The organism is Paraglaciecola sp., assembly GCF_051252315.1.
Lineage (GTDB): Bacteria > Pseudomonadota > Gammaproteobacteria > Enterobacterales > Alteromonadaceae > Paraglaciecola.
Genome location: NZ_JBPOFP010000020.1, coordinates 15,552 through 36,991, shown reverse-complemented (window position 1 = coordinate 36,991; position 21,440 = coordinate 15,552). Strand labels below are relative to the sequence as shown.

Genomic DNA, 21,440 nt, shown 5'->3' with positions numbered 1-21,440 from the left:
GTCTCTGGAAAGCCAACCAAACCACTCTTTTAATTATTGATTTTTATACCATTAACGTAAAATTTCTATTCTTTATGGTTTTTTATATTGATATGTTGAAATTTAATTTATTCAGTATGGGTCTGTTGCCACTGAATCTAAAAGTTAAATGTTTTTGGTGTTAACTGTAATAAAAGGGAGCAGAATGAATAACCGTAAAAATCGTGGATTGAGTTTTGGTTTTTTATTTGGATTGTTAAGCTTATCAGGAACAAGTTGGGCGATGGAAAATCCAAAGGCGGTGCCTGACACTATTACAGCTGTTGTGGGACAACCGGTTCATATTTCAGTTCGAAATATACTCAGTAATGATACCGATATAGACAGCGATAGGTTATTTGTAGCGACTGTGGCCAATTGGCAAAATGGTGTGGCTGTTTGGCGTAAAGAACAAGGTGTTATTACTTTTACACCAACAGATAATAACGTATCCAGTGCACAATTCACCTACGGCGTGAGCGACCTTTCTAGTAACAGCCGTGAATGGAATCGTATGGATTGGGCAGACGTCACTATTTTATTTTCGCAACCAGATACTGTCACCCACGATGATCCCATTAGCAGCAATGACGTATTAGTCGTGGATTTTGGGGCGCCAATTATTATATCCGCTTCGGATTTACTTGCGAATGATTACGATCCTAATGGAGATGTTTTAACGGTTAATTATATTGATGATCCAGTAGGCGGGACTTTTAGCTCAATTGATACTGATAGAGGAGCATTTGAGTTTTTGCCAACACCAGGCTTGAATCAAGCTAGCTTTACTTATGGTGTTTCAGATCGTGCTGATACACATGATCCTGAACATATGGGGTATGGCACTGTAACCCTAAATAATAATGCAATTGTTGTAACCGAAGAGGGAGCCAAACCGGTGGCGGTCGCCGATCAAATTATTGCTACAAGTGGCTTATCAATTGATATTGAAGCAAGCCGCTTGTTAGCCAATGACACTGACGAAGATAGTAGTCAATTATACGTAGCAACAGTGTCTAATTGGGATAATGGTGAAGCAAAATGGAATAGAGACTCCGGAATAATAACCTTTACGCCGGCCGACGAATCTGTGACCACCGCTCAATTTACTTATGGAGTGAGTGACACTTCAAGTACTAGTAAAGACTGGAAACGAATGGACTGGGCACGAGTGACCATTTCTTTTAACGAACAAATATCAGAACCCATTGAAAACGGTGAAAATCCAAAAGCAAATGCAGATGTCATCTCGGCTACTGTTGGCCAACCTATAGAAATATTAGAAAGTGCTTTACTCATTAATGACGTAGATGTAGACAGCGAACAACTATTCATCGCAACGGTAAGCGATGAAGAGGGAGGCACGTTTGAATGGGTTAAAAGTTCTGGAGTGATCACATTCACGCCTACAGATAATAGTGTAACCTTCGCTGAATTCACCTATGGTGTCAGTGATGTCTCCAATGACAGTAAAGACTGGAATCGTATGGATTGGGCAAAAGTCACAATTAATTTTACCCAGTCCACAGGTGGGTCAAATAACATAATTCCAGTTGCTAGTGATGATGTTATAAATGGTTTAGCAGGCGAAACCTTAGTGATAAGCCCCGCACAATTAACTGCAAATGATGTCGATTCCGATAGCAATCAGCTTTATATTCCTAGTGTTAGCCAAGCGGTTGGTGGAAGCGTAAACATTAACGATGATGGTACGATTTCATTTACCCCTAGTTCCAGTGATATTACCTTTGGAGAGTTTCAATATCTGGTTTCCGATTTAGCCAATGATACTGGCTTAAACCGCACCAATAATGTTTCGGCTACTGTATCTTTACACTTATCACCGACGACTATATCTGTTGAACGGGCATCTAATTTAACCTGTTTGGCACCAGAGCCCATTATTGAGCCTGACTCAATTCGATGGGCCCCGGCATTTCCTTCTTTACCTACTTTGCCAGCACTTACTCTTAACCAAGGAACAGCCCAAGAGCAGCAAATACCGCGAACTATGATTGCTATGCTGCAACCCAAAAATGATAGTGATTTCTGGTTGTTAGCCACAGTGAGTGGACAAGTATATAAGTTTGATAATCACCCTCAAGCGAGTCAAACGGAATTGGTATTTGATTTATCAGATAAACTTAGGTTATTAGGCGAAATGGGGTTGTTGGGACTGGCTATTCATCCTAATTATCCAGCAGATAACAGAGTGTTTTTGTTTTTCAATGACAATCCAACCAATGACGAATGGGGTGGGAGATCGGTTATTGCGTCTTATGAAATGGATATCAATACTCAACAAATTGATAGGAACTCTGAGGTTGAAATTCTAACGGTACAACAATTTGGCAGAAACCATAAAGGCGGAGATCTAGCCTTTGATAGTGAAGGTTTACTTTATGCAACTTTGGGTGACGATGATAGAGGCATGCCAGCACAGCATGCCAACACGTTAAAAGGCAAGGTGATACGAATTAATATCGATAGTGTCCCTTACCAAATTCCTGAATCAAATCCATATTATGTTGAAGGTGGTGCTTTATGTTCAGCAGGCACAGGTACTAACCAAGGTGTTACTCATTGCCCAGAAATATTTGCCTCGGGTTTGCGTAATCCATGGCGTTTTAGTATTGATCAGCAAAATGACGATGTTTGGGTTGGTGATGTAGGACAGGTGACGCGAGAAGAGGTTAACAGAGTAATAGCAGGCGGCAATTATGGCTGGCCTTATGTTGAAGGTTCAGTCACCACAGACGAGTGTGCAGGCGCAAATTGTCAAGTGTCTGACTACGATTTACCAGTGGCTGAGTTTGGTCGCCAACAAGGTTCAGTGGTTATTGGTGGATATGTATATCGTGGCACTCAGTCACCTTCGTTATTCGGTCAGTATGTGTATGCAAATGCTAGTGGCGGTAACTTATGGGCCATTTCTGCACAAGACACATCGGTCGCTAATCAACCTTCGCCAGCAATTGCTAATAGCATTCGTTTGTACGCGATGGCGCAAGGTAATGATGGTGAAGTTTATGGACTGAAACTAAACCCAGAAGGTGCTGCTGGGGATGTTATCTACAAGTTAAGTGGCAGTGGTGGTACAACGACTAATATGCCAGCTAATCTGAGTGAAACAGGCTGCTTTTACCCTGTGACTAAACAATCACCTGCTGGAGTATTCGAATACGAAGTGAATGCCCCTCTTTGGACTGATGGTGAAAACAAGCGTAGGGCGTTTGCTATTCCAGATAATACCCAAATTGATGTATTAAATGACGGCGATTATCAGTTCCCCCAAGGCAGTGTGTTAGTTAAACACTTCTTATTCGGTGAGCGTTATTTAGAAACACGATTACTGATCAATAATAGCTTGGGATGGGAAGGTTATAGTTATGAATGGAATGAGCAGCAAACAGAAGCGGTTTTATTAGAAACGGGCAAAGAAGTCGATGTTGAAGGGGTTATGCATACTTTCCCAAGTCGCAGCCAATGTGGTGATTGCCATTCTTCTGCTGCAAACATCAGTTTAGGGGTAGAGCATGCTCAATTAAATTACCATGACCCGATATTAGATAGTAATGTAATTGACTACTTGTCTAACTATGATTATTTCTCTGAGCCGCAAAGTTCCACTGAGCAACAAGCATTAGTGAATTTGAATGATGAAAATGCAACTGTGGAAGACAAGGCTCGTAGTTACCTTCATAGCAATTGTTCAGGCTGCCATCGACCAGGTGCTGCCTTTGGTGATATTGACTTGAGATATTCTACGGCTTTTGCAGATACGAATTTATGTAATGTTTTACCGAGTCGAGGAACACTTGGCGTTGAAGGAGCACGAAGGATCGCTGCCGGTGAACCAGAGTTGTCTGTGTTGTTATTGCGCATGCAAACTTTAGATAAGCAACAAAGGATGCCTCCACTGGCTACCTCTGTGGTGGACACTAACGCTGTCGAAGTGATGAGTGAATGGATCTCTTCAATGTCAGGGTGTAATTAAACCCCTACCTATATGGTAACTATTAATTAAAAAGCGATGAAAACATTTCATCGCTTTTTAATATATTAATAACCACAAAATATTTAAGTGTATCTCTGGTGTCTTTTCATACACTTTGCTATATTCCCGCTCCAATTTGTTGCTCTGGGATTACGCCCCAATTTTCGCAAGGTAGAATTATGTCTAAATATGTAGTGTGCGCGTTGTATAAGTTCGTTTCTTTGGAAGACTTCAAAGATATTCGTCAACCTCTTCTCCAGTTCATGGAATCTGAAAATATCAAAGGAACCTTACTGCTGGCAAAAGAAGGCATAAATGGAACCGTATCTGGTACCCGAAAATCCATAGATGCTTTATTAGCTCGCTTAAATGCCGACCAACGTCTAAATCCTATTTCTTTCAAAGAGTCTTTAGATGAAAATCAGCCATTTCATCGCACTAAAGTGAAATTGAAAAAAGAAATCGTGACATTAGGTGTGGAAGGCATAGACCCGTTAAAAACAGTAGGGACGTATGTAAAACCTAAAGATTGGAATGCACTTATTTCTGATCCAGAAGTATTTGTTGTGGATACTCGTAATGATTACGAAATTGAAATCGGTACTTTTAAACATGCGGTTAATCCAAAAACAGATTCATTCAGAGAATTTCCTGAGTATGTTAAAGAAAATATGGATCCTGCCAAACATAAAAAGGTCGCTATGTTCTGTACCGGCGGAATTCGTTGTGAAAAATCTACCGCTTATATGAAAGAACAAGGTTTTGATGAGGTGTTCCACCTTGAAGGCGGTATTTTACAATACTTAGAAGATGTGCCAAAAGACGACACCCTTTGGGAAGGTGATTGTTTTGTTTTTGATAACCGTGTTGCCGTTAATCATGATTTAGAAAAAAGCATTTACGACCAATGTTACGCCTGTCGATTACCTATTACTGAAGAAGACAAACAAAGTGAACAGTTTGAATCCGGTGTCAGTTGCCCTAAATGTTATGGCTCTCATAGTGATGAACAAATTGCACGTTTCAAAGAAAGAGAAAAGCAGGTTAACTTGGCTCGCGAGCGTAACGAAGAACATTTAGGTTTAGAAGCTCGCAAAGCGATTAAATTAAGGCGCCAACAAAAAGGCGCACAGCGCAGAGCCCAAAGAACAGCGCTGGGTAAATCTAACGGTTAGCAACTTATCCATTTGATTTTATAATATCAATGGACACTGACTCCCAAGAAGGAGTAGACTTAACTCATTGAAACAAAAGTTGAAAAAACTATGACAGATAAACAATTAACAACAGAACAGGTTGCCGAAGCTCGTAAAGAGTTTGATTTCTTTGATGCAGATGGTAATGGCGAAATTGGGCTAACCGAATTTATCGAGTTGTTAACTGTATTGTCGCCAAAAACCAAAGCCAGCCACGTTGAAGAAGGTTTTGGCTTGATTGATAAAAACCATGACGGCTCAATTGACTTTGAAGAGTTTTTAGTTTGGTGGCAACAATCTTGGTGGGAATATTAAAACCAATTAAGCTCCATTTTTCTTATATACGAAAAAGCCCAAATAGAAATATTTGGGCTTTTTGTTTTTTAATCTAAAAAAACAAACAATGAAACTTTTTTGCGTTTTTCACGTACTTGTTTAAACAATATTTTTTATTAGGAAAATAATAAATGACAGACACAAGTTATACACCACCTAAAATATGGACTTGGGACGCAGCTAGCGGCGGACAATTTGCTAATATTAATCGCCCTATCTCAGGGGCTACCCAAGAAAAACCATTACCCAGAGGGGATCACCCGTTTCAACTTTACTCCCTAGCGACACCAAATGGCGTAAAAGTCACTGTGATGTTAGAAGAACTTTTAGAACTAGGTATTCAAGAAGCGGAATACGATGCCTATTTGGTTAATATTGGAGAAGGTGATCAATTCACCTCTGGCTTTGTAGACGTTAATCCCAATTCGAAAATCCCCGCACTGGTAGACAAGTCCGGTGAGATTGATGTCAATATTTTTGAGTCAGCCTCAATATTACTTCACCTGGCTGAGAAGTTTGGTTACTTTTTGCCAAAAGAAGGGGCATCTAGAACTAAAACATTTAATTGGTTATTTTGGGCCCAAGGTTCAGCACCTTTTTTAGGTGGAGGTTTCGGCCATTTTTACAATTATGCGCCAGAAAAATTTGAATATCCCATTAACCGATATGCTATGGAAGTGAAACGTCAGTTAGATGTGCTAGATAAACAATTAGCAGTCAATACATATATTTCAGGTGACGAGTATACCATTGCAGATATGGCTATTTGGGCTTGGTATGGTGCTTTGGTATTGGGCAAGCTATATGAAGCCGCTGAGTTTTTACAAGTAGGTAGTTATACCAATCTAGTGCGCTGGGCTGAAAAAATAGCAGAGCGTCCAGCCGTCATTCGTGGTCTTAAGGTCAATCGTTCATGGGGTGAGCCGTCTGAGCAATTACGTGAACGTCATAATGCAGAAGATTTCGAAACTAAAACCCAGGATAAAATTTAGTTTTTATCCTAAGTAATACCCATTCTATTAAATTACTGCACTTTAAGAGTGCAGTTGAACATGTTTGATGCTCTTTTCTGAGCTTAACCCAATACTTAGAACTTAGTATCCCTTAAAAATTAAGGGATACTGTTTTGGCGTAAACCTTGCTTTAGTAAATATGAATCAAGGTCAATGAAGACTTAAAAGAAAAGATTCAACGGATAATGGCGTCCATACACTCACTTGAGCTTCAGGTGCGTGCATGGACGCTTTTTTTGTTTTTAAAACGTCAATAACACATAAACACGCAAAAAGAGGTGCTGTAATGTCCTATTTAGAACCGAGTGAGTTTGCCAAAAAAATGGTAGACGCAGGTGAACAGAAAATATTTATGTCCACCAAAGATACATTAATAAGAGCTTTTATGGCTGGTGCCATACTTGCGTTAGCAGCATTTTTTGCCATCACAGTAATCACTAAAACAGGTAGCCCGATATTAGGAGCGATTCTATTCCCTGTTGGATTCATCATGTTGTACTTGATGAAGTACGATCTATTAACAGGTGTGTTTACCTTAGTACCGCTAGCGGTTATCGATAAACGTCCAGGCTGTACCGTGAAAGGCATGTTACGTAACTGGGGCTTAGTGTTTGTTGGTAACTTTGCTGGGGCCTTAACCACAGCATTTTTTGCTTCGTTTATTTTGACTTATGGTTATCAAATAGATGGTGGGGCAGTAGCTGAAAAAGTAGCGACAATTGGTGAGTCTCGTACTTTAGGTTATAAAGAACAAGGTTTTGGTGGTTGGATGACTATCTTTATCCGCGGAATGTTATGTAACTGGATGGTATCTATGGGTGTTGTCGGTGCAATGATTTCAACCTCTGCAGGCGCTAAAATAGCGGCCATGTGGATGCCAATCATGCTGTTCTTCTTCATGGTTTTCGAACACTCAATCGTTAACATGTTCTTATTCCCGTTCTCAATGATTATGGGTGGTGATTTCCACGTATCGGATTATTTCCTTTGGAACGAAATCCCAACTGCACTAGGTAACTTGGCTGGTGGTTTCTTGTTAGTCGCTTTACCAATTTATTACACACACGTACGTGAAAGTAAAAAGCGTAGTGCTTAATCTTCGCTAACTCTGTTTGCTGGCAGCCTAGCTAAATAGTTATAGGAGATGCCAGCAAACTTTTTTGTTTATTTAAGTTTAATCGACCTAATTCAATTACTTTGGGGACAAACAATGAATCGTAATGAAGTAACCGAACTAATCATTCTGCAAAAACAACTTAAAAGCCTAACTTGGCCACAACTAGCTGAGGCAGTAGGTCAAAGTAAAGAATGGACAACCGCTGCTTTATTAGGCCAAATGACTTTAACAGAAAAGCAAGCCTCTACTGTCGGTGAGTTATTAGATTTACCTGAAGCTGCTGTCGCCCAGTTACAAGTTGTTCCTTATAAAGGTTCACTGCCAACAGCGGTACCAACTGATCCATTGATTTATCGTTTCTATGAATTGATTAATGTTTATGGCAGTACTTTTAAAGCGTTAATTCATGAAGAATTTGGTGATGGCATCATGAGTGCAATAGACTTTGACATGGACTTAAGCCGAAAAGAAGATCCAAAAGGTGATAGAGTTAAAATTACTATGACAGGTAAGTTTTTACCCTATAAAAGTTACTAGGTTTTAGTGACAGCCCCGTTTTTTTATAAGGAACTTACATTATGCCTAATCAATTAGCTGTTTCGGTTGGGCAATATTCTGATAAAGGCCGAAAGGCTGAGAATCAGGATTTTCAAGGTGTGACGGTTCCTAAAGAGCCACAATTATCTACCAAAGGGATTGTGGCTGCTATTGCTGATGGCATTAGTAGTAGTCAAGTCAGTCATATTGCTAGTGAAGCCTCCGTGCGAAGTATACTAGACGATTATTACTGTACTTCGGAAACATGGTCAGTTAAAAAATCAGCTATGCAGGTGCTCGCTGCAAATAATTCTTGGTTACATTCTCAAACCCAAAAAACTGAAGCCAGATACAACAAAGATAAAGGGTATGTGTGTACTTTAAGTGCACTTATTATCAAATCAAACACCGCTTATACCTTTCATTTAGGCGATAGCCGCATCTATCACTTTCGGGCTAAGCTAGGAGAAGTATTAACGAATGATCACCGTACATGGGTGTCTAGTGAAAAAAGTTACCTAAGCAGAGCAATGGGTATCTTTCCGCAGCTAGAACTTGATCATGATTCTATGACGGTGGAAAAAGGTGATATTTTCATTTTGGCTACTGATGGCGTCTATGAACACCTAGAAAAAGAAATGATGTATGCCTTTGTACAGGAAGATATGGATGACCTGGATGCAGCGGCAGAGAAAATGGCAAAACATGCCTACGGCCGTGGAAGTTCAGATAACCTAAGTGCGCAAATTATTAGAATCGATGACTTACCGAGTGTCGATGCTGACGAGCGGATGAAACAACTCACTCAACTTGCTTTTCCTCCGGTGCTGGATGTTCGCAAAGAGTGTGATGGCTTTAAAATCTTAAGGGTGTTGTACTCAAGTAGTCGCAGCCATGTTTACCTAGCTGAAAATTTAAACAGTGAATCTGATGTACCTGTGGTGATCAAAGCTCCATCCATTGATTTAAAAGAAGATCCGGCTCACCTTGAGCGGTTTTTAATGGAAGAGTGGATTGCTAAACGAATAAATAGTGCCCATGTGTTAAAGCCTGTTGAAGTGGGTCGTGAACGCCAGTTTTTGTTTACCGCTTTTGAGTATGTTGAAGGGCAAACTCTGACTCAGTGGATGATTGATAACCCTAAACCAAGTTTACAAAGTGTGCGGGAAATTGTTGAACAAATTGCCAAAGGTTTGATGGCCTTCCATCGTTTGGAAATGTTACATCAGGATTTACGTCCCGAAAACATCATGATTGAAAAATCTGGTGTGGTAAAAATTATTGATTTTGGCTCAACTAAAGTGGCGGGTGTCATGGAAATGACCCAGTCAATTGAACATCAAAATATGTTAGGCACAGTTCAGTACGCTGCTCCTGAATACTTTTTGGGTGAGGCTGGCACACCTAGATCAGATTTGTTCTCTTTGGCGGTAATTACTTACCAAATGCTTACTGGAAAACTCCCCTATGGGATTAAAGTGGCAGCCGCCAGAACTCAGTCTGCACAAGGTAAACTCAGGTATCAAACTGCTTTACATGATGAGCGCGAAATTCCAGCATGGGTGGACGATACCTTGAAACACGCCCTTCATCCTAATCCATTTAAACGCTGCCAAGAGTTATCTGAATTCATTTACGACCTTCGCCAACCTAGTAAAAGCTTTCTTAGTAAAACTAAGCCGCCACTTCTTGAACGAGACCCCGTGGTATTCTGGCAGGCAATTAGTGCAATACTGTTGGTGGTCGTGGCGCTGTTGTTAAGTCGTTAATCAATAAGTTAATTGATAGTTTTTACGCCTTGTTCGGTGCCTATCAATACTAGATCCGCTCCACGGTGAGCAAAAAGCCCGTTAGTGACTACGCCAACAATGGCATTTAATTGTCGTTCTAACTCCACTGGATTCATAATCTTAAGGTTGTGTACGTCTAAAATAACATTGCCATTATCTGTCACTACACCTTGACGATATTCTGGGTCTCCACCAAGTTTCACTATTTCACGCGCCACATAAGAACGTGCCATTGGAATAACTTCTACTGGCAGCGGAAATTCGCCTAATACCGGCACTTGTTTGGTGTCATCAATAATACATACAAACTTACTGGCTACTGCGGCAATGATCTTTTCTCGGGTCAATGCTGCTCCACCACCTTTGATCATGTGTTTATGCTCAGTGATTTCATCAGCACCGTCAATGTACACGTCTAATTTTCCAACAGAATTTAAATCAAATACTTCGATACCAAGTGCTTTTAGGCGTTGAGTTGAATCTTCAGAACTGGAAATGGCACCTGCTATATCGTATTTAATATCCTCTAGTGCATTTATGAAATGTACTACAGTTGAACCCGTGCCAACACCCACAATACTGCCGTGTTCTACATATTTAATAGCGGCTTGTGCGGCGGATTTTTTCTTATCGTCTTGAGTCATTGGAATAAAACTGATGCATTAAAAATGAATGGGGCTAGTGTAATGCCTAGTTTGTTATAACCCAAATGTTAATTGCTTGTTTTAGTTAATTTGGAAATATTGTTCAGGTGTGACGATCCCATTTAGTGGGATATCCCATCCATCAACTGGCAGCTCTTTAGCTTCTTGGCAAGCATGCGCTAGGCCAATGAGTTGGATGTTTAATTTTTGCGCTGTGATTGGCGCTAAACTTCGGTCATAGTAACCACCACCCATACCTAGTCTATTGCCATTTTTATCAAACGCCACAAGCGGTGTGAATATGAGGTCTATATCTTGAAGTTCGATTGTATTTTTGTGATTGATAATGGGTTCTTCAATACCATAAATGTTTTGAGTCATAGGGCTTAAGGCATGGTATTTTACAAACACTAAGTGACCAGGTTTATTTGGGTTTAATACTGGTAAAACAACTTGAATATTCTGTTGCCAACAATGTTCAATAATCACTTTAGGATCGAGTTCGCCATCATTCGCTAAATAACACGCAACAGTGTTCACTTCGGCTAACTTTGTTGCGCGTAAACAAACTTGCAAAGACGTCAGTGCTGATTGGTTTTGTTGTTGCTCTGGCACTTGATTTCTTTGCTTACGAAAATACTGTCGTAATACTTGTCGTTCGCTTCGCTGCTCAGACGTTGTTGGATCTATCTTCACAGCGGCTCCTAAATTACAACTTATAAGTATCGATATAGAACTGAGTCAACCGCTCATTATCGACTTTGGTAGCAACATTAATGGTTTGAGCATTTAACCAGTCAGGACTTGCCGTGGTATTTGGCAATGCAACAGATGTTTGACCAATATTCAGTGGGTCTGTCGAAACCCTAGCATGCCCTGTTTGTAATTCGAATAGACTGGGATCTAATAAATGAGCGATAGGCATAGCATCATGGAAAAAACAGACTTGTTCTTCCCTGTGTTGGGAATAAAACTCCATGTAAAATTGTGAAGAGTCGTGTACAAAACCACCTAACTTAGGGTTAACTTGTTTCAGCGTTGTCAAAAATTCTGGTGTAAATGGGCAAGAATTAGTCACATCTAATCCAAACATATTTAACTCCCAGTCAGCATCAAATACGATTTCTGCTGCGAAGGCATCATTCCAAATATTGGCTTCAGCAACAGGTGTGACGTTACCACGTACGAATGCAGCTCCGCCCATTATAGATACTGCTTTAATTAGCTTTGGCAATTCAGGCTCTAATCTTAAGGCTAAGGCTAAGTTGCCTAATGGACCAATAGCGACAATAGTGATTTCACCTGGATATTTTCTTGCCATATCCACTATAAATTGAGCTGAACTGCGTGGATCTAATTCTCCTTTTGCTGGTGGGAAGTTAATGTTGCCAAATCCATCATCACCGTGAACAAAATGCGCATATTTTGATTCGGGTCCAACCCAAGGTCTGGCGACACCTTTGCATACAGGAATATCTTTACCTGCTAAGTCACACAAAGTGATGGCGTTTTTGGCAGACATCTCTACTGGCACATTGCCATAAACTGTCGTCAGGCCAAGCACTTCTATATCTGGTCTTTGGAATGCAAAAAAAATGGCCATAGCATCATCGATACCAGGATCCGTGTCCAAAATAATTTTGTGTTTCATAATCTAAATCCTTGAGTGATTCTTGAAAATATGGAGCATAAAAAGCTCAATTAACTCTGTTTGGCTAAAAAGCGATCGACTTCTTGGTCGGTTGGGATCGATTGTGCGGCACCTTCTTTAGTGACCGCTAATGCTGACGCTGCGCAAGCTTTTATCAATGCTGTTTTAGCATCGCTATGTCCGCTGTAAGCTGACAAAAAGTAACCAATAAACGTGTCCCCGGCTGCAGTGGTGTCTACGGCATCAACTTCAAAAGCAGGCACGTCTATGGTTTTATCTTGTTTTAACATTCGCACACCAGCCTTGCCCATAGTGATTAACACTTCGCAATTTGGCCAATGTTGCCTAAAGTAAGATTCTGTTTCGTCTAATGTTTTCTGACCAGAAATTTCTTCAGCTTCAACTTCGTTGACGATCAACAAGTTAATACATTCATGAGGCAGAGCTTTTACTGCTTCTGTCATAGGTGCCGGATTGAACGCTACATTAAGACCTTTAGCTTTTGCTTGGGTTAAGACTTCTTCCACGTTACTGGTTTCATTTTGAGTCAGTATCCAGTCTGATGGTTTAGCGCCATCTAAAGCATGCATGATGTCTTTGGCAGTAATTTCTTGGTTGGCGCCTCCGAACAATACAATCGCGTTCTCAGCTGAGGGAGTGACCTGAATAATGGCATGTCCAGAAGGCGATTCTGTGCATTGTAAATATTTGCAGTCAATTCCGTCTCGTATTAAGCGTTGTTTAAAACTCACGTCATGTTCATTAATTTTACCAACATGAAACACGTCTGCCCCAGCTTTCGCAAGAGCTATAGATTGATTCGCACCTTTGCCGCCTAATAATCGTTGGTAGTCATTTGACGCGAGAGTTTCACCTGGTTGTACAAAATGTTCGACTTGATAAACGTGGTCGATATTGACTGAACCAATATTAATGATGGCCATTTTTCTCGCCTTAATTTTATTAAAATATTTTATGTCTCTTAGTTTAGCTGAATACTTGGAGGTATAAAACAGACCATTTGGTCAATTTTATAAGTTGTGTGTATTTTTTAAGTTTTACACTGGGATCAAAGCGCATTCAAGGTATCTAAATTTGAATGTGAGTAAAAACATAATTTAAAGGGTAGGGTTACCACCTAGGTTAATTATTAAAGCATAAGTAAAAAGTAATAATTATTTATAAAACCAAAGTTATTGTTGGTTGTTAACAACCTGTAGTGTTATGTTAACAGTATATTTCTGTTAGGTGAAATTAAAGCCATGTATAAAAGCTTTTAAATTAGATGCTTTTAGGTGATTGAAAATGCCACTTAAGGTGGCGATGATAAACTTGGGGTTAAAATGAAAAAGCAATTATTACTATCTACGTTGATTTCTCTAGGTTGTTTTTCAGCATTTGCTGGTGAAAATGAAGTATTTCCATATGATTTGCCCAAACAAAAACCCAGTCAGCCATTAAGTACAGCGGTAGCCCGTAATTATGATAATTACCTATCACCTAAACAAGAGTTAAATGAGCTGTATTCCTTATTCAAATATACTGAATTAAAAGGCTTCGACTATAACGGAGGAGACGGCACTATTTCTCGTCGTGATCCATCCAAAGTTATTAAAGAAAATGGCAAATATTATATTTGGTATACCAAGCGACATACCCAAGAAAAACCAGTTGGTTTAAGTAACGCCCATAAAGCCACCGATAAGATCCCATCAGCAGATTGGGATTTGGCAGATGTTTGGTATGCGACCTCAAAAGACGGTTTTACTTGGCAAGAACAGGGTGTAGCGGTTCCTCGTCCTCCTAAGCCAACAATTGGTTGGCGTTCAGTTGCCACGCCAGACATACTAAAATTTAAGGGTAAGTATTATCTTTATTATCAGGGGTTTAGTGAACCCAGTGGGTTAACCGATAATGACTGTCCAGTGATTATGTCTGTAGCCGATTCTCCTGATGGACCTTGGATAGCCACCAATAAAATTGTAGTACCCAATGGTAAAAAAGGTGAGTGGGACCAAAATGCCGTACATGATCCTCACCCTATCGTGCATGATGGGAAAATTTATCTTTATTACAAGTCAGATTTCGATCGCATTCGTGGCAGCAAAGACAGGCCTCATGCTTCACGTATGCAAGGTCTAGCTATAGCTGAAAACCCGCTAGGGCCATTCAAAAAACATCCTCTTAATCCCGTCTTAAACTCTGGTCATGAAACCTCTTTGTTTCCGTTTAAAGAAGGGGTTGCTGCCTTGGTTATTCGTGATGGTAACGAACGTAGCACTATTCAATATGCTAAAGATTGGGTGAATTTTGAGATAGCATCTGTGGTTGAACTTATGCCCAATGCGGCAGGTTTTTATGCCCCAGATGTGTTTACTGATACTAAATATGGTCGCGGTGTGACCTGGGGGATCTCTCATTTTACCCAGCCTAGTGGTTGGGAAAACAACCACTCTATTTTAACCCGCTTTGATACAGATTTGAGTTTGGATCTGCATGATCCAGAGATGAAGAAACACAACAACAAGTATTCGCCAGAGCTGCATTATTCGTTTGGATTATCCGCTAAACAGAAACAACGTATCGCCGAGCAAAACAAGTGATCTATTTGAATCAAGCTAGTGATTAGACATCAAGTGAGTATTTGTAATCAAGGTGGCTGTTTGTATTCAAGCTGAGGGTAGTGTTTGAAAAATTCACATAACGTGTCATGTAGTAAAAAGTCTAATAAAAAGTGTAAAAAATAAATGTAAAAAGGTGTTTTGATGGTGGATAAGGGCTTAAAGCCTGTACTTTCTGTGAGTAAGCTTAGTAAAGCGTTCGCAGGAAAAACGGTGGTAAAAGAGGTGACATTTGACTTGTACCCAGGAGAGATTTTAGCCTTGGTGGGAGAAAATGGCGCGGGTAAATCAACCACTAAAAATATGCTTTGTGGTTTATTACAACCTACCTTGGGACAAATCTTTGTTGAAGGTGAAGAAGTCGAACAGATCCAAGGACAAGCTCAGGGGATTTCTGCGGTGCATCAGGAACTGAGTTTATTTCCAAGTTTAACTGTGGCAGAAAACCTGTGTATCAACGATTTACCCGGTCATGCATTAAATGTGGACTGGCGAGAAACAGCAAATTTGGCCAAAAAACAACTGGCTTTTCTAGGGGTAGAAATTGACATCTTAACCAATGTTGAGTCTCTAGGGGCTGGCAAACAACAGATAGTTGAAATAGCCAAAGCGTCAATGCACGCCAACAAAGTGTTAATTTTGGATGAACCTACAACTTCGTTGACAGCCCCCGAGCGAGAAAAATTGTTTTCTATTATGCGCACTTTAAAAGAACAAGGTGTGGCGATGATTTTTATTTCCCACTTTATGGACGAAGTGTATGCCATGGCAGATAAGTTTGTGGCTTTACGTGACGGCACTCAAGTGGGTACTGGTTATTTAGAAGATGTGCCGCGTCATGAATTAGAAGCCTTGATGGTAGGACGTGAAATCGGCCAGTCAGCCTTTGAATTAGAAGCCCCCTCCAGCAAATCGGTATTGCGGATTGATAAGTTAAGTTCCCATCGATTCGATCAGGTTTCTTTGTCGGTAGCCAATGGAGAAATTCTAGGCATCGCCGGTTTGATGGGCTCAGGCAGAACTGAATTGGTTGAGTCTATTTTTGGCATCCGAGATGCCGAGGGAGATATCTTCATAAACGATGAATGTGTATCGCCTGTGTCCGTTTCTAAAATGAAAAAAGCCGGCATGGTTTACGTGACGGAAGACAGACGTACCAATGGTATGTTCTCTGGGCGTTCGGTAAAAGAAAATGCTTCAGCTTCAGGCTTGTCATACTTTGTAAAACAGTGGCTTAAAGGTTTTGGTTTTGGTGGTGAACGTAATGCTGCAGCTAATTTTGTTGAAGACATGAATGTCTCTACTCCCAGTATTGATGCCCCAGTCAGGCAATTAAGTGGAGGTAATCAACAAAAAGTATTGCTTGGCCGCTGGTTAGCCACAAAACCCAAAATATGTATTTTAGACGAACCCACTAAAGGCGTGGATATTGGCGCTAAGTTCGAAATTCATAAGAAGATTGTGGCCCTAGCGCAAGCCGGCGTGGCTGTGATTGTGGTGTCGTCTGATCTACAAGAGTTATTAGATGTATCCCACAGGATCATGGTGATGCGCACTGGGCATATGGTGGGTGAATTTGATAGAACAAACTTTGATCCTGTGAAAATTATTGCTTTGGCTGCCAGTTCCGCTCATGAACAAAGTCAAAAAGAGGCAAGCCAAAATGCCTAAGGTTAAAATGAAAAAAGTTAAAGTTTTTGAACAAAATTGGTCGGCAATTGCCTTAGCCACGGTTGCTTTATGTATCTTTATGTCCGTTGCTTCCCCTGCGTTTATGTCATTTACCAATATGCAGTCAGTGTTAGTGCAAGCCAGTGTAACCGCAATCATGGCCGTAGGTATGACCTACATTATTATCGGCGGTGGTATTGATATTTCTGTCGGCGCTATTTTGTTTTTCATCTCATCGGTTTTTGCTGAGCTGGTGGTCTCTACAGGCAGTTATCCGCTGGCTTTCTTTGTATCCATGAGTGCTGGGATTTTATTAGGGGCACTGAATGGATTTTTGTCGATTAAATTTAAAGTTACGCCACTAATAACAACGTTAGCCACCTATACCATTTATCGAGGCATGGCTATCCATTTAACCGAGGCTAAAAACATCCCCGTGCCGCGGGAATTAGGGTATCTCGGAAACGGCAGTTTATTTGGGATCCCAGTGCCCATACTGCTGATGGTTTTAGTCACAATAGTGGGTGTGTATTTAATTAAAAAGACACGTTTTGGTTTATATCTAAGAGCCGTAGGCAGTTCTGAAGAATCGGCTCATGAATCAGGTTTGCCGATTATGCGTGTGACCATTCTGGCTTATTTAATTGGCGGTATTACCGCTGCTTTGGCCGGTTTGATCTTGATTGCTCGAGTGGGTGGTTTGCAGTCAGATTTGGGTATTGGTCTTGAGTTCACAGTGATTGCGGCGGTGATTTTAGGTGGCACTAAACTGTCTGGTGGTTCCGGTACAGTAGTGGGGAGCGTGATAGGCGCGATATTTTTAGTGTTGATAGACAATGGTTTGAACATGCTCAATGCATCTCCTTATGTCTACGATACGGTGCGGGGCATAGTGTTATTGATTGCGGTAATTGTTGACCGATTATCTGAAGTGAGAAAGTCACGTGAGTTAATCAAAAGTAGTGCGCTCAGTATACGTAACCTGAACTCAGGGTAAGCCGAGTTTCTTGATAACGCTCTTTTTGTGCCTAGCGGCGTTGGATTGTTTAGAGCCTCGAATAAATTATATTTTGAAAACCTTTTAAGGGAAAAGTGATGAAGTTAATAAAAAGAATAAGTGGGTTAGGATCTGTTATTGCAGTGTGTTTGTGTGCTTGTCTGTCGGGCTCCGCCTGGGCTGAAAAAATTCGTATAGGCTTAGCCGTCGATCAACTGTTTGAAAGTCGTGTTGCAGAAAATGATGCGATTAAAGCCGCAGCGGCAAAACTTGGCTTTGAAATCATAGAAGTGGTTGCTGATGGTGATGCGCAAACTCAGAATGCACAAATTCAGTCTTTGGTGGTACAACGTGTAGATGCCATTTTAGTTTGTGCAGTTGATCAAAATACAATAGAACGAGCATTAATGCGTGCTAAGCGAGCCAGAATACCTGTCATTGCATACGATAGAGCCTTGCCAGAAAGCCGTGTAGTGTCTGCTTTTGTCGGGCCAGACTCAAGTTCAGATGGCCTTGATGCCGGGAAATACATGGTAGAAAAGTTGCGAGGGACGAGTGGTAAAGTGCAAGTATTGGAGTTGTTAGGTGCGTTAAATGATCAAAATGGCATTGATCGTAGTAAAGGATTCAAGCAGGCATTTAAAGCCTTACCTAATGTTGAAATTATTTCTGTGCCTACCGATTGGGATTCTGCTAAAGCGTTAGCCGCCACAGAAAATGCTTTTCAGGCTAATCCAAATATCAAAGGTATTTTTGCTGCCACAGATACACAAATTCCTGCCATTGAAACGGTACTTTCTAATATAGGTAAGCACAAAAAAGTAGCCGAAGACGGACATATTATTGTGACTGGAGTGAACGGTAGTAATGATGGCTACGAGGCGACTGTAAGTGGCTTTGCTGACGGGATTGTGGTGATGGATTTAAATGGTATTGGTAAAAAAGCTATCGACTTAGCTGCCGCTTTGATACGTGGTGAATCGGTTGAAAAACATAATGTGGTGCCTGGTACGTTTTATTCTAATCAAAACATAGTGCAGCACAAAGCCAACATCTGGGGTGCGAAATAGCCTGTTATGAAGCAAAGAGTGAAATAGACATGTCGTCTTATTTGAAGTTTGTCAAAAACTATCCATCATTGCCGATTATCGCCGTATTGTTGGTGTTGTTTTCGTCGCTGTCACCCTACTTTTTTACTGCCGGTAATGCAGAGTCAATAATGTTGGCCAATACGGTTATTTTAATTGCAGCGGTTGGCATGACCTTAGTTTTTTTAACCGGCGGAATAGATCTTTCAATTGCTACAGTGATCAGTGTTACCGCCGTTGTAGGTGGTGTGGTTATGGCATCTACCGGTAGTGTGTTCTTGGGCACCTGTGCGGCACTGACTGTTGGTTTATTATTCGGTTTGTTAAACGGTATTTGTATTGGTTACTTTGGGTTAAATCCCTTTATTACCACTATGGGGACAGCGTTAATTGCCAGAGGAATTGCTTTTACCCTGTCAGAAGGCATTGCAGTAAAAGGCACACCAGACGCACTACTAGATTTTGGCTTTGAATTAATTTGGGGTATTCCGAGTATTACTATCGTGGCTATTTTGGTGGTAGTGATAAGTGCTTTGGCAATGTCACAGACTACCTGGGGCAGACAAGTCATGCTGTTTGGCAGTAATCGAGAAGCAGCACGTTATTGTGGTATCAATACTCGGTTAATTGAGATGAGTGTGTATGTTATATCCGGATTACTGGCGGGTATCGCTGGCATGATGAGTATCGCTAATTTGGGTAATGCTTTACCTGGCGTGGGAGATACTTTGTTATTACTGATTATAGGTGGTGTTGTGTTAGGTGGCACTCATATGAATGGTGGCGAAGGTTCTATTTTCAGAACTGTACTTGGTGTGGCGATTTTGGCCATCCTCACCAGCGGCCTCAATTTAATGGGCATACCTTTTTATGATCAGTTGATAGTACAAGGGGTATTAATCTTTATCGGCTATTGCCTAGCCATGAAGTTAAGTAACTCGAATTCTCGTTAAGTAACCTGAGTACTGGATAAGCCGACTCTCTCGATAACGCTCTCTTTGCGCCTATCTGCGTTGAATTGTCTAGCAATAACACGTTATTACGTACGACAATCCGCCTTGCTATGCACGAAAAATTTCGTCACCGAGTAAGAATTTAGCTGAAGGAATTTGGTATAGTATCGGTAAGTTATTGAATTGTAGTGTTAAATTAAATTTGGTCGATACTTCTTATTCAGTACTCAGGTTAAGTAGAACTTAACTTAGACTAAACGGGCTAATTCTATTCATTAGCCCAATTAAACAGAAAGGTTTTAGTGACCTGGCTGTTTACCGAATAGGCTATTAAGCAAAGATGTTGCTGAGTTTATTCAGAAATCCACGCTTTTCAACATAAGGGGCTGTGTTGGTCAAAAATACTCTGGCAGAAATAGTTGCACCGTGACCCCATGGCCACCAAGCTACCATTACAGTTGGATGTTTTTCAATCGCACCTGATAAAAGTTGTTGTTGTTTAATTAATTTCCCAAAAGATCCTGCGTAATGTTTTATTTCAGGTGGGGCTTTCTTAATACTTTTAGCATCCCAGCTATTAGGCAATAAGCCTTTTAAAGAGAACATGACTTGGTCTTTTTTATCTACAGAAAATTCAGCCAGCATTACTTTGTGAAAATCGTCGTACTTCCATTTAACCAATGGAGACAAGGCTTCTAAAATTTCTTTTCCATGTAATTGTAAATGCTCTTCTTGACTCATTTTTCTGACATTAATCCTTTGATAAGTGTTGGGTGCCTCCCAAAATGCCGCTGTCTAGTGTTCGCCCGTGAACCGAAAGTTCAGGGCGGAAGTATCATCACTACCTTAGGCTTCTCGATACTAGCCGAGCTTGCACAATAGTAGTGGAATCAACTTCCTAGGTAAAAAGCATCGGCCAGGGACATTACTAAACTGGCTAACATTCCAGGAGACTTTGCTAAATATTTAATATTTGAGCCAGTTAATCGACTTGAATACTAAATTTCGGGCATTATAAACGTTTACTAGCAAGATATACTAGCGTTAATAAGTAGTAGCATATATACCATTGGTTTAAATCTTATGTTTCTGAGGCTAACAATAGTGAGTCATATTTGCTTGAGCATTGGTATCAAAGGGTGACAATGTTAGCATTAGATTTATAGAACCAATGGGTCCAATTAGACTAATAGAATGAGAGAGTATAAGTGAGTACATCAAGTAACCTTTTTGACACCCTTACAGCGGTATTAGAGCGTAACGATATTTTGACCAGCGCCGCTGAAATACAGGGCATGTTTTGTGGGATGTTAGGCGGCGGCATGCCATTGGAGTGTCGCGATTGGTTAGAACCATTATCAGACTTTATTAACCAAGGAGAAGTGTTTAATCAAGAAGTGCAAAAAGCATTTAATGATTTATACGATAATACTTGTCAGCAATTAGTCGAAAGTGACTTTTCGTTAATACTATGTATGCCGGAGGACTCTGCTCCAATTAATGAACGAGGCCAAGCCTTATTAAATTGGGTACAAGGTTTCTTGTTAGGTTTTGGTTTACACCAAGCTGACTTAACTGGTTGTTCTGCAGATGTAAAAGAAGCCCTTGAGGACTTCTCTGAAATTGCTCGTATGGATGATGAAATGAGCGAAGACGAAGAATCAGAACAAGCCTTATTCGAAGTCATGGAATATGTGCGTATGACTGCTATGTTATGTTTCAACGAATTAGGTAAGTCACCAGAACAAGAACAAAGTGAGCCGAAAACGGTTCACTAAGTGATTTCTATTTTTTCTCTCACATTATTGCCA

18 protein-coding genes and 1 other RNA gene are annotated in these 21,440 nt (G+C 40.5%); 13 read left to right on the top strand and 6 right to left on the bottom strand.

Annotation, left to right across the window (positions count from 1 at the left end):
- Positions 1–184 precede the first annotated feature (184 nt).
- The 7 genes from ACSHXM_RS05965 (at position 185) to ACSHXM_RS05935 (ending at position 9,983) form a co-directional block, all read left to right on the top strand.
- Positions 185–4,015, top strand: a complete 3,831-nt coding sequence (locus ACSHXM_RS05965) for a cadherin-like domain-containing protein (protein ID WP_435687827.1) — start codon at positions 185–187, stop codon at positions 4,013–4,015.
- Positions 4,016–4,194: 179 nt separating this feature from the next.
- Positions 4,195–5,190: a rhodanese-related sulfurtransferase gene (locus tag ACSHXM_RS05960; protein ID WP_435687826.1), complete on the top strand. Its 996-nt coding sequence runs from the start codon at positions 4,195–4,197 to the stop codon at positions 5,188–5,190.
- A 90-nt stretch (positions 5,191–5,280) separates the two neighbouring features.
- Complete coding sequence (locus ACSHXM_RS05955; RefSeq protein ID WP_435687825.1) at positions 5,281–5,526, top strand: EF-hand domain-containing protein; 246 nt, start codon at positions 5,281–5,283, stop codon at positions 5,524–5,526.
- 152 nt (positions 5,527–5,678) lie between these two features.
- The gene (yghU, locus tag ACSHXM_RS05950; RefSeq protein ID WP_435687824.1) at positions 5,679–6,539 is read left to right on the top strand and encodes a glutathione-dependent disulfide-bond oxidoreductase; all 861 of its coding nucleotides are present in this window, start codon (positions 5,679–5,681) and stop codon (positions 6,537–6,539) included.
- 307 nt (positions 6,540–6,846) lie between these two features.
- Positions 6,847–7,656 carry a formate/nitrite transporter family protein gene (locus tag ACSHXM_RS05945; RefSeq protein WP_435687823.1) on the top strand — a complete coding sequence of 270 codons (810 nt, stop codon included), beginning with the start codon at positions 6,847–6,849 and terminating at the stop codon, positions 7,654–7,656.
- A gap of 114 nt (positions 7,657–7,770) precedes the next feature.
- Positions 7,771–8,214, top strand: a complete 444-nt coding sequence (gene cynS, locus ACSHXM_RS05940) for a cyanase (protein ID WP_435687822.1) — start codon at positions 7,771–7,773, stop codon at positions 8,212–8,214.
- A gap of 41 nt (positions 8,215–8,255) precedes the next feature.
- Positions 8,256–9,983, top strand: a complete 1,728-nt coding sequence (locus tag ACSHXM_RS05935) for a protein kinase domain-containing protein (protein ID WP_435687821.1) — start codon at positions 8,256–8,258, stop codon at positions 9,981–9,983.
- 8 nt (positions 9,984–9,991) lie between these two features.
- Here the strand turns inward: ACSHXM_RS05935 and rpiA are convergent, their stop codons facing one another.
- The 4 genes from rpiA to ACSHXM_RS05915 form a co-directional block, all read right to left on the bottom strand.
- Positions 9,992–10,648: a ribose-5-phosphate isomerase RpiA gene (gene rpiA / locus ACSHXM_RS05930; RefSeq protein ID WP_435687820.1), complete on the bottom strand. Its 657-nt coding sequence runs from the start codon at positions 10,646–10,648 to the stop codon at positions 9,992–9,994.
- A gap of 81 nt (positions 10,649–10,729) precedes the next feature.
- Positions 10,730–11,344 (bottom strand): 5-formyltetrahydrofolate cyclo-ligase, encoded by a 615-nt coding sequence (locus ACSHXM_RS05925; protein ID WP_435687819.1) that lies wholly within the window; start codon positions 11,342–11,344, stop codon positions 10,730–10,732.
- Positions 11,345–11,357: 13 nt separating this feature from the next.
- Positions 11,358–12,299 (bottom strand): nucleoside hydrolase, encoded by a 942-nt coding sequence (locus ACSHXM_RS05920; protein WP_435687818.1) that lies wholly within the window; start codon positions 12,297–12,299, stop codon positions 11,358–11,360.
- Positions 12,300–12,349: 50 nt separating this feature from the next.
- Positions 12,350–13,243, bottom strand: a complete 894-nt coding sequence (locus tag ACSHXM_RS05915; protein ID WP_435687817.1) for a ribokinase — start codon at positions 13,241–13,243, stop codon at positions 12,350–12,352.
- Between the two features lie 399 nt (positions 13,244–13,642).
- Here ACSHXM_RS05915 and ACSHXM_RS05910 point away from each other — a divergent pair, with 399 nt between their 5' ends.
- The 5 genes from ACSHXM_RS05910 to ACSHXM_RS05890 all read left to right on the top strand — a co-directional run bounded on the left by ACSHXM_RS05910 (position 13,643) and on the right by ACSHXM_RS05890 (position 19,629).
- Positions 13,643–14,902 (top strand): glycoside hydrolase family 117 protein, encoded by a 1,260-nt coding sequence (locus ACSHXM_RS05910; RefSeq protein WP_435687816.1) that lies wholly within the window; start codon positions 13,643–13,645, stop codon positions 14,900–14,902.
- 162 nt (positions 14,903–15,064) lie between these two features.
- A complete protein-coding gene (locus ACSHXM_RS05905) occupies positions 15,065–16,591 on the top strand; it encodes a sugar ABC transporter ATP-binding protein (RefSeq protein ID WP_435687815.1) in 1,527 nt (508 codons plus the stop codon).
- A gap of 7 nt (positions 16,592–16,598) precedes the next feature.
- Positions 16,599–17,588, top strand: coding sequence for an ABC transporter permease (locus tag ACSHXM_RS05900; protein ID WP_435687814.1), 990 nt, complete (start codon positions 16,599–16,601; stop codon positions 17,586–17,588).
- Between the two features lie 98 nt (positions 17,589–17,686).
- Positions 17,687–18,658, top strand: a complete 972-nt coding sequence (locus ACSHXM_RS05895; protein ID WP_435687813.1) for a sugar ABC transporter substrate-binding protein — start codon at positions 17,687–17,689, stop codon at positions 18,656–18,658.
- Positions 18,659–18,687: 29 nt separating this feature from the next.
- Positions 18,688–19,629 (top strand): ABC transporter permease, encoded by a 942-nt coding sequence (locus ACSHXM_RS05890; protein ID WP_435687812.1) that lies wholly within the window; start codon positions 18,688–18,690, stop codon positions 19,627–19,629.
- A gap of 330 nt (positions 19,630–19,959) precedes the next feature.
- Here the strand turns inward: ACSHXM_RS05890 and ACSHXM_RS05885 are convergent, their stop codons facing one another.
- Both ACSHXM_RS05885 and ssrS read right to left on the bottom strand, forming a co-directional pair.
- Positions 19,960–20,370 carry a hypothetical protein gene (locus ACSHXM_RS05885; protein ID WP_435687811.1) on the bottom strand — a complete coding sequence of 137 codons (411 nt, stop codon included), beginning with the start codon at positions 20,368–20,370 and terminating at the stop codon, positions 19,960–19,962.
- A gap of 32 nt (positions 20,371–20,402) precedes the next feature.
- Positions 20,403–20,584, bottom strand: a non-coding RNA gene (gene ssrS / locus ACSHXM_RS05880) — 6S RNA.
- A 253-nt stretch (positions 20,585–20,837) separates the two neighbouring features.
- On the opposite strand from ssrS, the gene ACSHXM_RS05875 reads away from it, so the two are divergent.
- On the top strand, positions 20,838–21,407 hold the full coding sequence (locus tag ACSHXM_RS05875) for a UPF0149 family protein (RefSeq protein WP_435687810.1): 570 nt from the start codon (positions 20,838–20,840) through the stop codon (positions 21,405–21,407).
- Positions 21,408–21,440 lie beyond the last annotated feature (33 nt).

Bases quoted from the DNA above. Each gene is read 5' to 3' on its own strand.
- ACSHXM_RS05965 (WP_435687827.1), top strand. From the start codon at position 185: ATGAATAACCGTAAAAATCGTGGATTGAGTTTTGGTTTTTTATTTGGA.
- ACSHXM_RS05960 (WP_435687826.1), top strand. From the start codon at position 4,195: ATGTCTAAATATGTAGTGTGCGCGTTGTATAAGTTCGTTTCTTTGGAA.
- ACSHXM_RS05955 (WP_435687825.1), top strand. From the start codon at position 5,281: ATGACAGATAAACAATTAACAACAGAACAGGTTGCCGAAGCTCGTAAA.
- yghU (WP_435687824.1), top strand. From the start codon at position 5,679: ATGACAGACACAAGTTATACACCACCTAAAATATGGACTTGGGACGCA.
- ACSHXM_RS05945 (WP_435687823.1), top strand. From the start codon at position 6,847: ATGTCCTATTTAGAACCGAGTGAGTTTGCCAAAAAAATGGTAGACGCA.
- cynS (WP_435687822.1), top strand. From the start codon at position 7,771: ATGAATCGTAATGAAGTAACCGAACTAATCATTCTGCAAAAACAACTT.
- ACSHXM_RS05935 (WP_435687821.1), top strand. From the start codon at position 8,256: ATGCCTAATCAATTAGCTGTTTCGGTTGGGCAATATTCTGATAAAGGC.
- rpiA (WP_435687820.1), bottom strand. From the start codon at position 10,648: ATGACTCAAGACGATAAGAAAAAATCCGCCGCACAAGCCGCTATTAAA.
- ACSHXM_RS05920 (WP_435687818.1), bottom strand. From the start codon at position 12,299: ATGAAACACAAAATTATTTTGGACACGGATCCTGGTATCGATGATGCT.
- ACSHXM_RS05915 (WP_435687817.1), bottom strand. From the start codon at position 13,243: ATGGCCATCATTAATATTGGTTCAGTCAATATCGACCACGTTTATCAA.
- ACSHXM_RS05910 (WP_435687816.1), top strand. From the start codon at position 13,643: ATGAAAAAGCAATTATTACTATCTACGTTGATTTCTCTAGGTTGTTTT.
- ACSHXM_RS05905 (WP_435687815.1), top strand. From the start codon at position 15,065: ATGGTGGATAAGGGCTTAAAGCCTGTACTTTCTGTGAGTAAGCTTAGT.
- ACSHXM_RS05900 (WP_435687814.1), top strand. From the start codon at position 16,599: ATGAAAAAAGTTAAAGTTTTTGAACAAAATTGGTCGGCAATTGCCTTA.
- ACSHXM_RS05895 (WP_435687813.1), top strand. From the start codon at position 17,687: ATGAAGTTAATAAAAAGAATAAGTGGGTTAGGATCTGTTATTGCAGTG.
- ACSHXM_RS05890 (WP_435687812.1), top strand. From the start codon at position 18,688: ATGTCGTCTTATTTGAAGTTTGTCAAAAACTATCCATCATTGCCGATT.
- ACSHXM_RS05885 (WP_435687811.1), bottom strand. From the start codon at position 20,370: ATGAGTCAAGAAGAGCATTTACAATTACATGGAAAAGAAATTTTAGAA.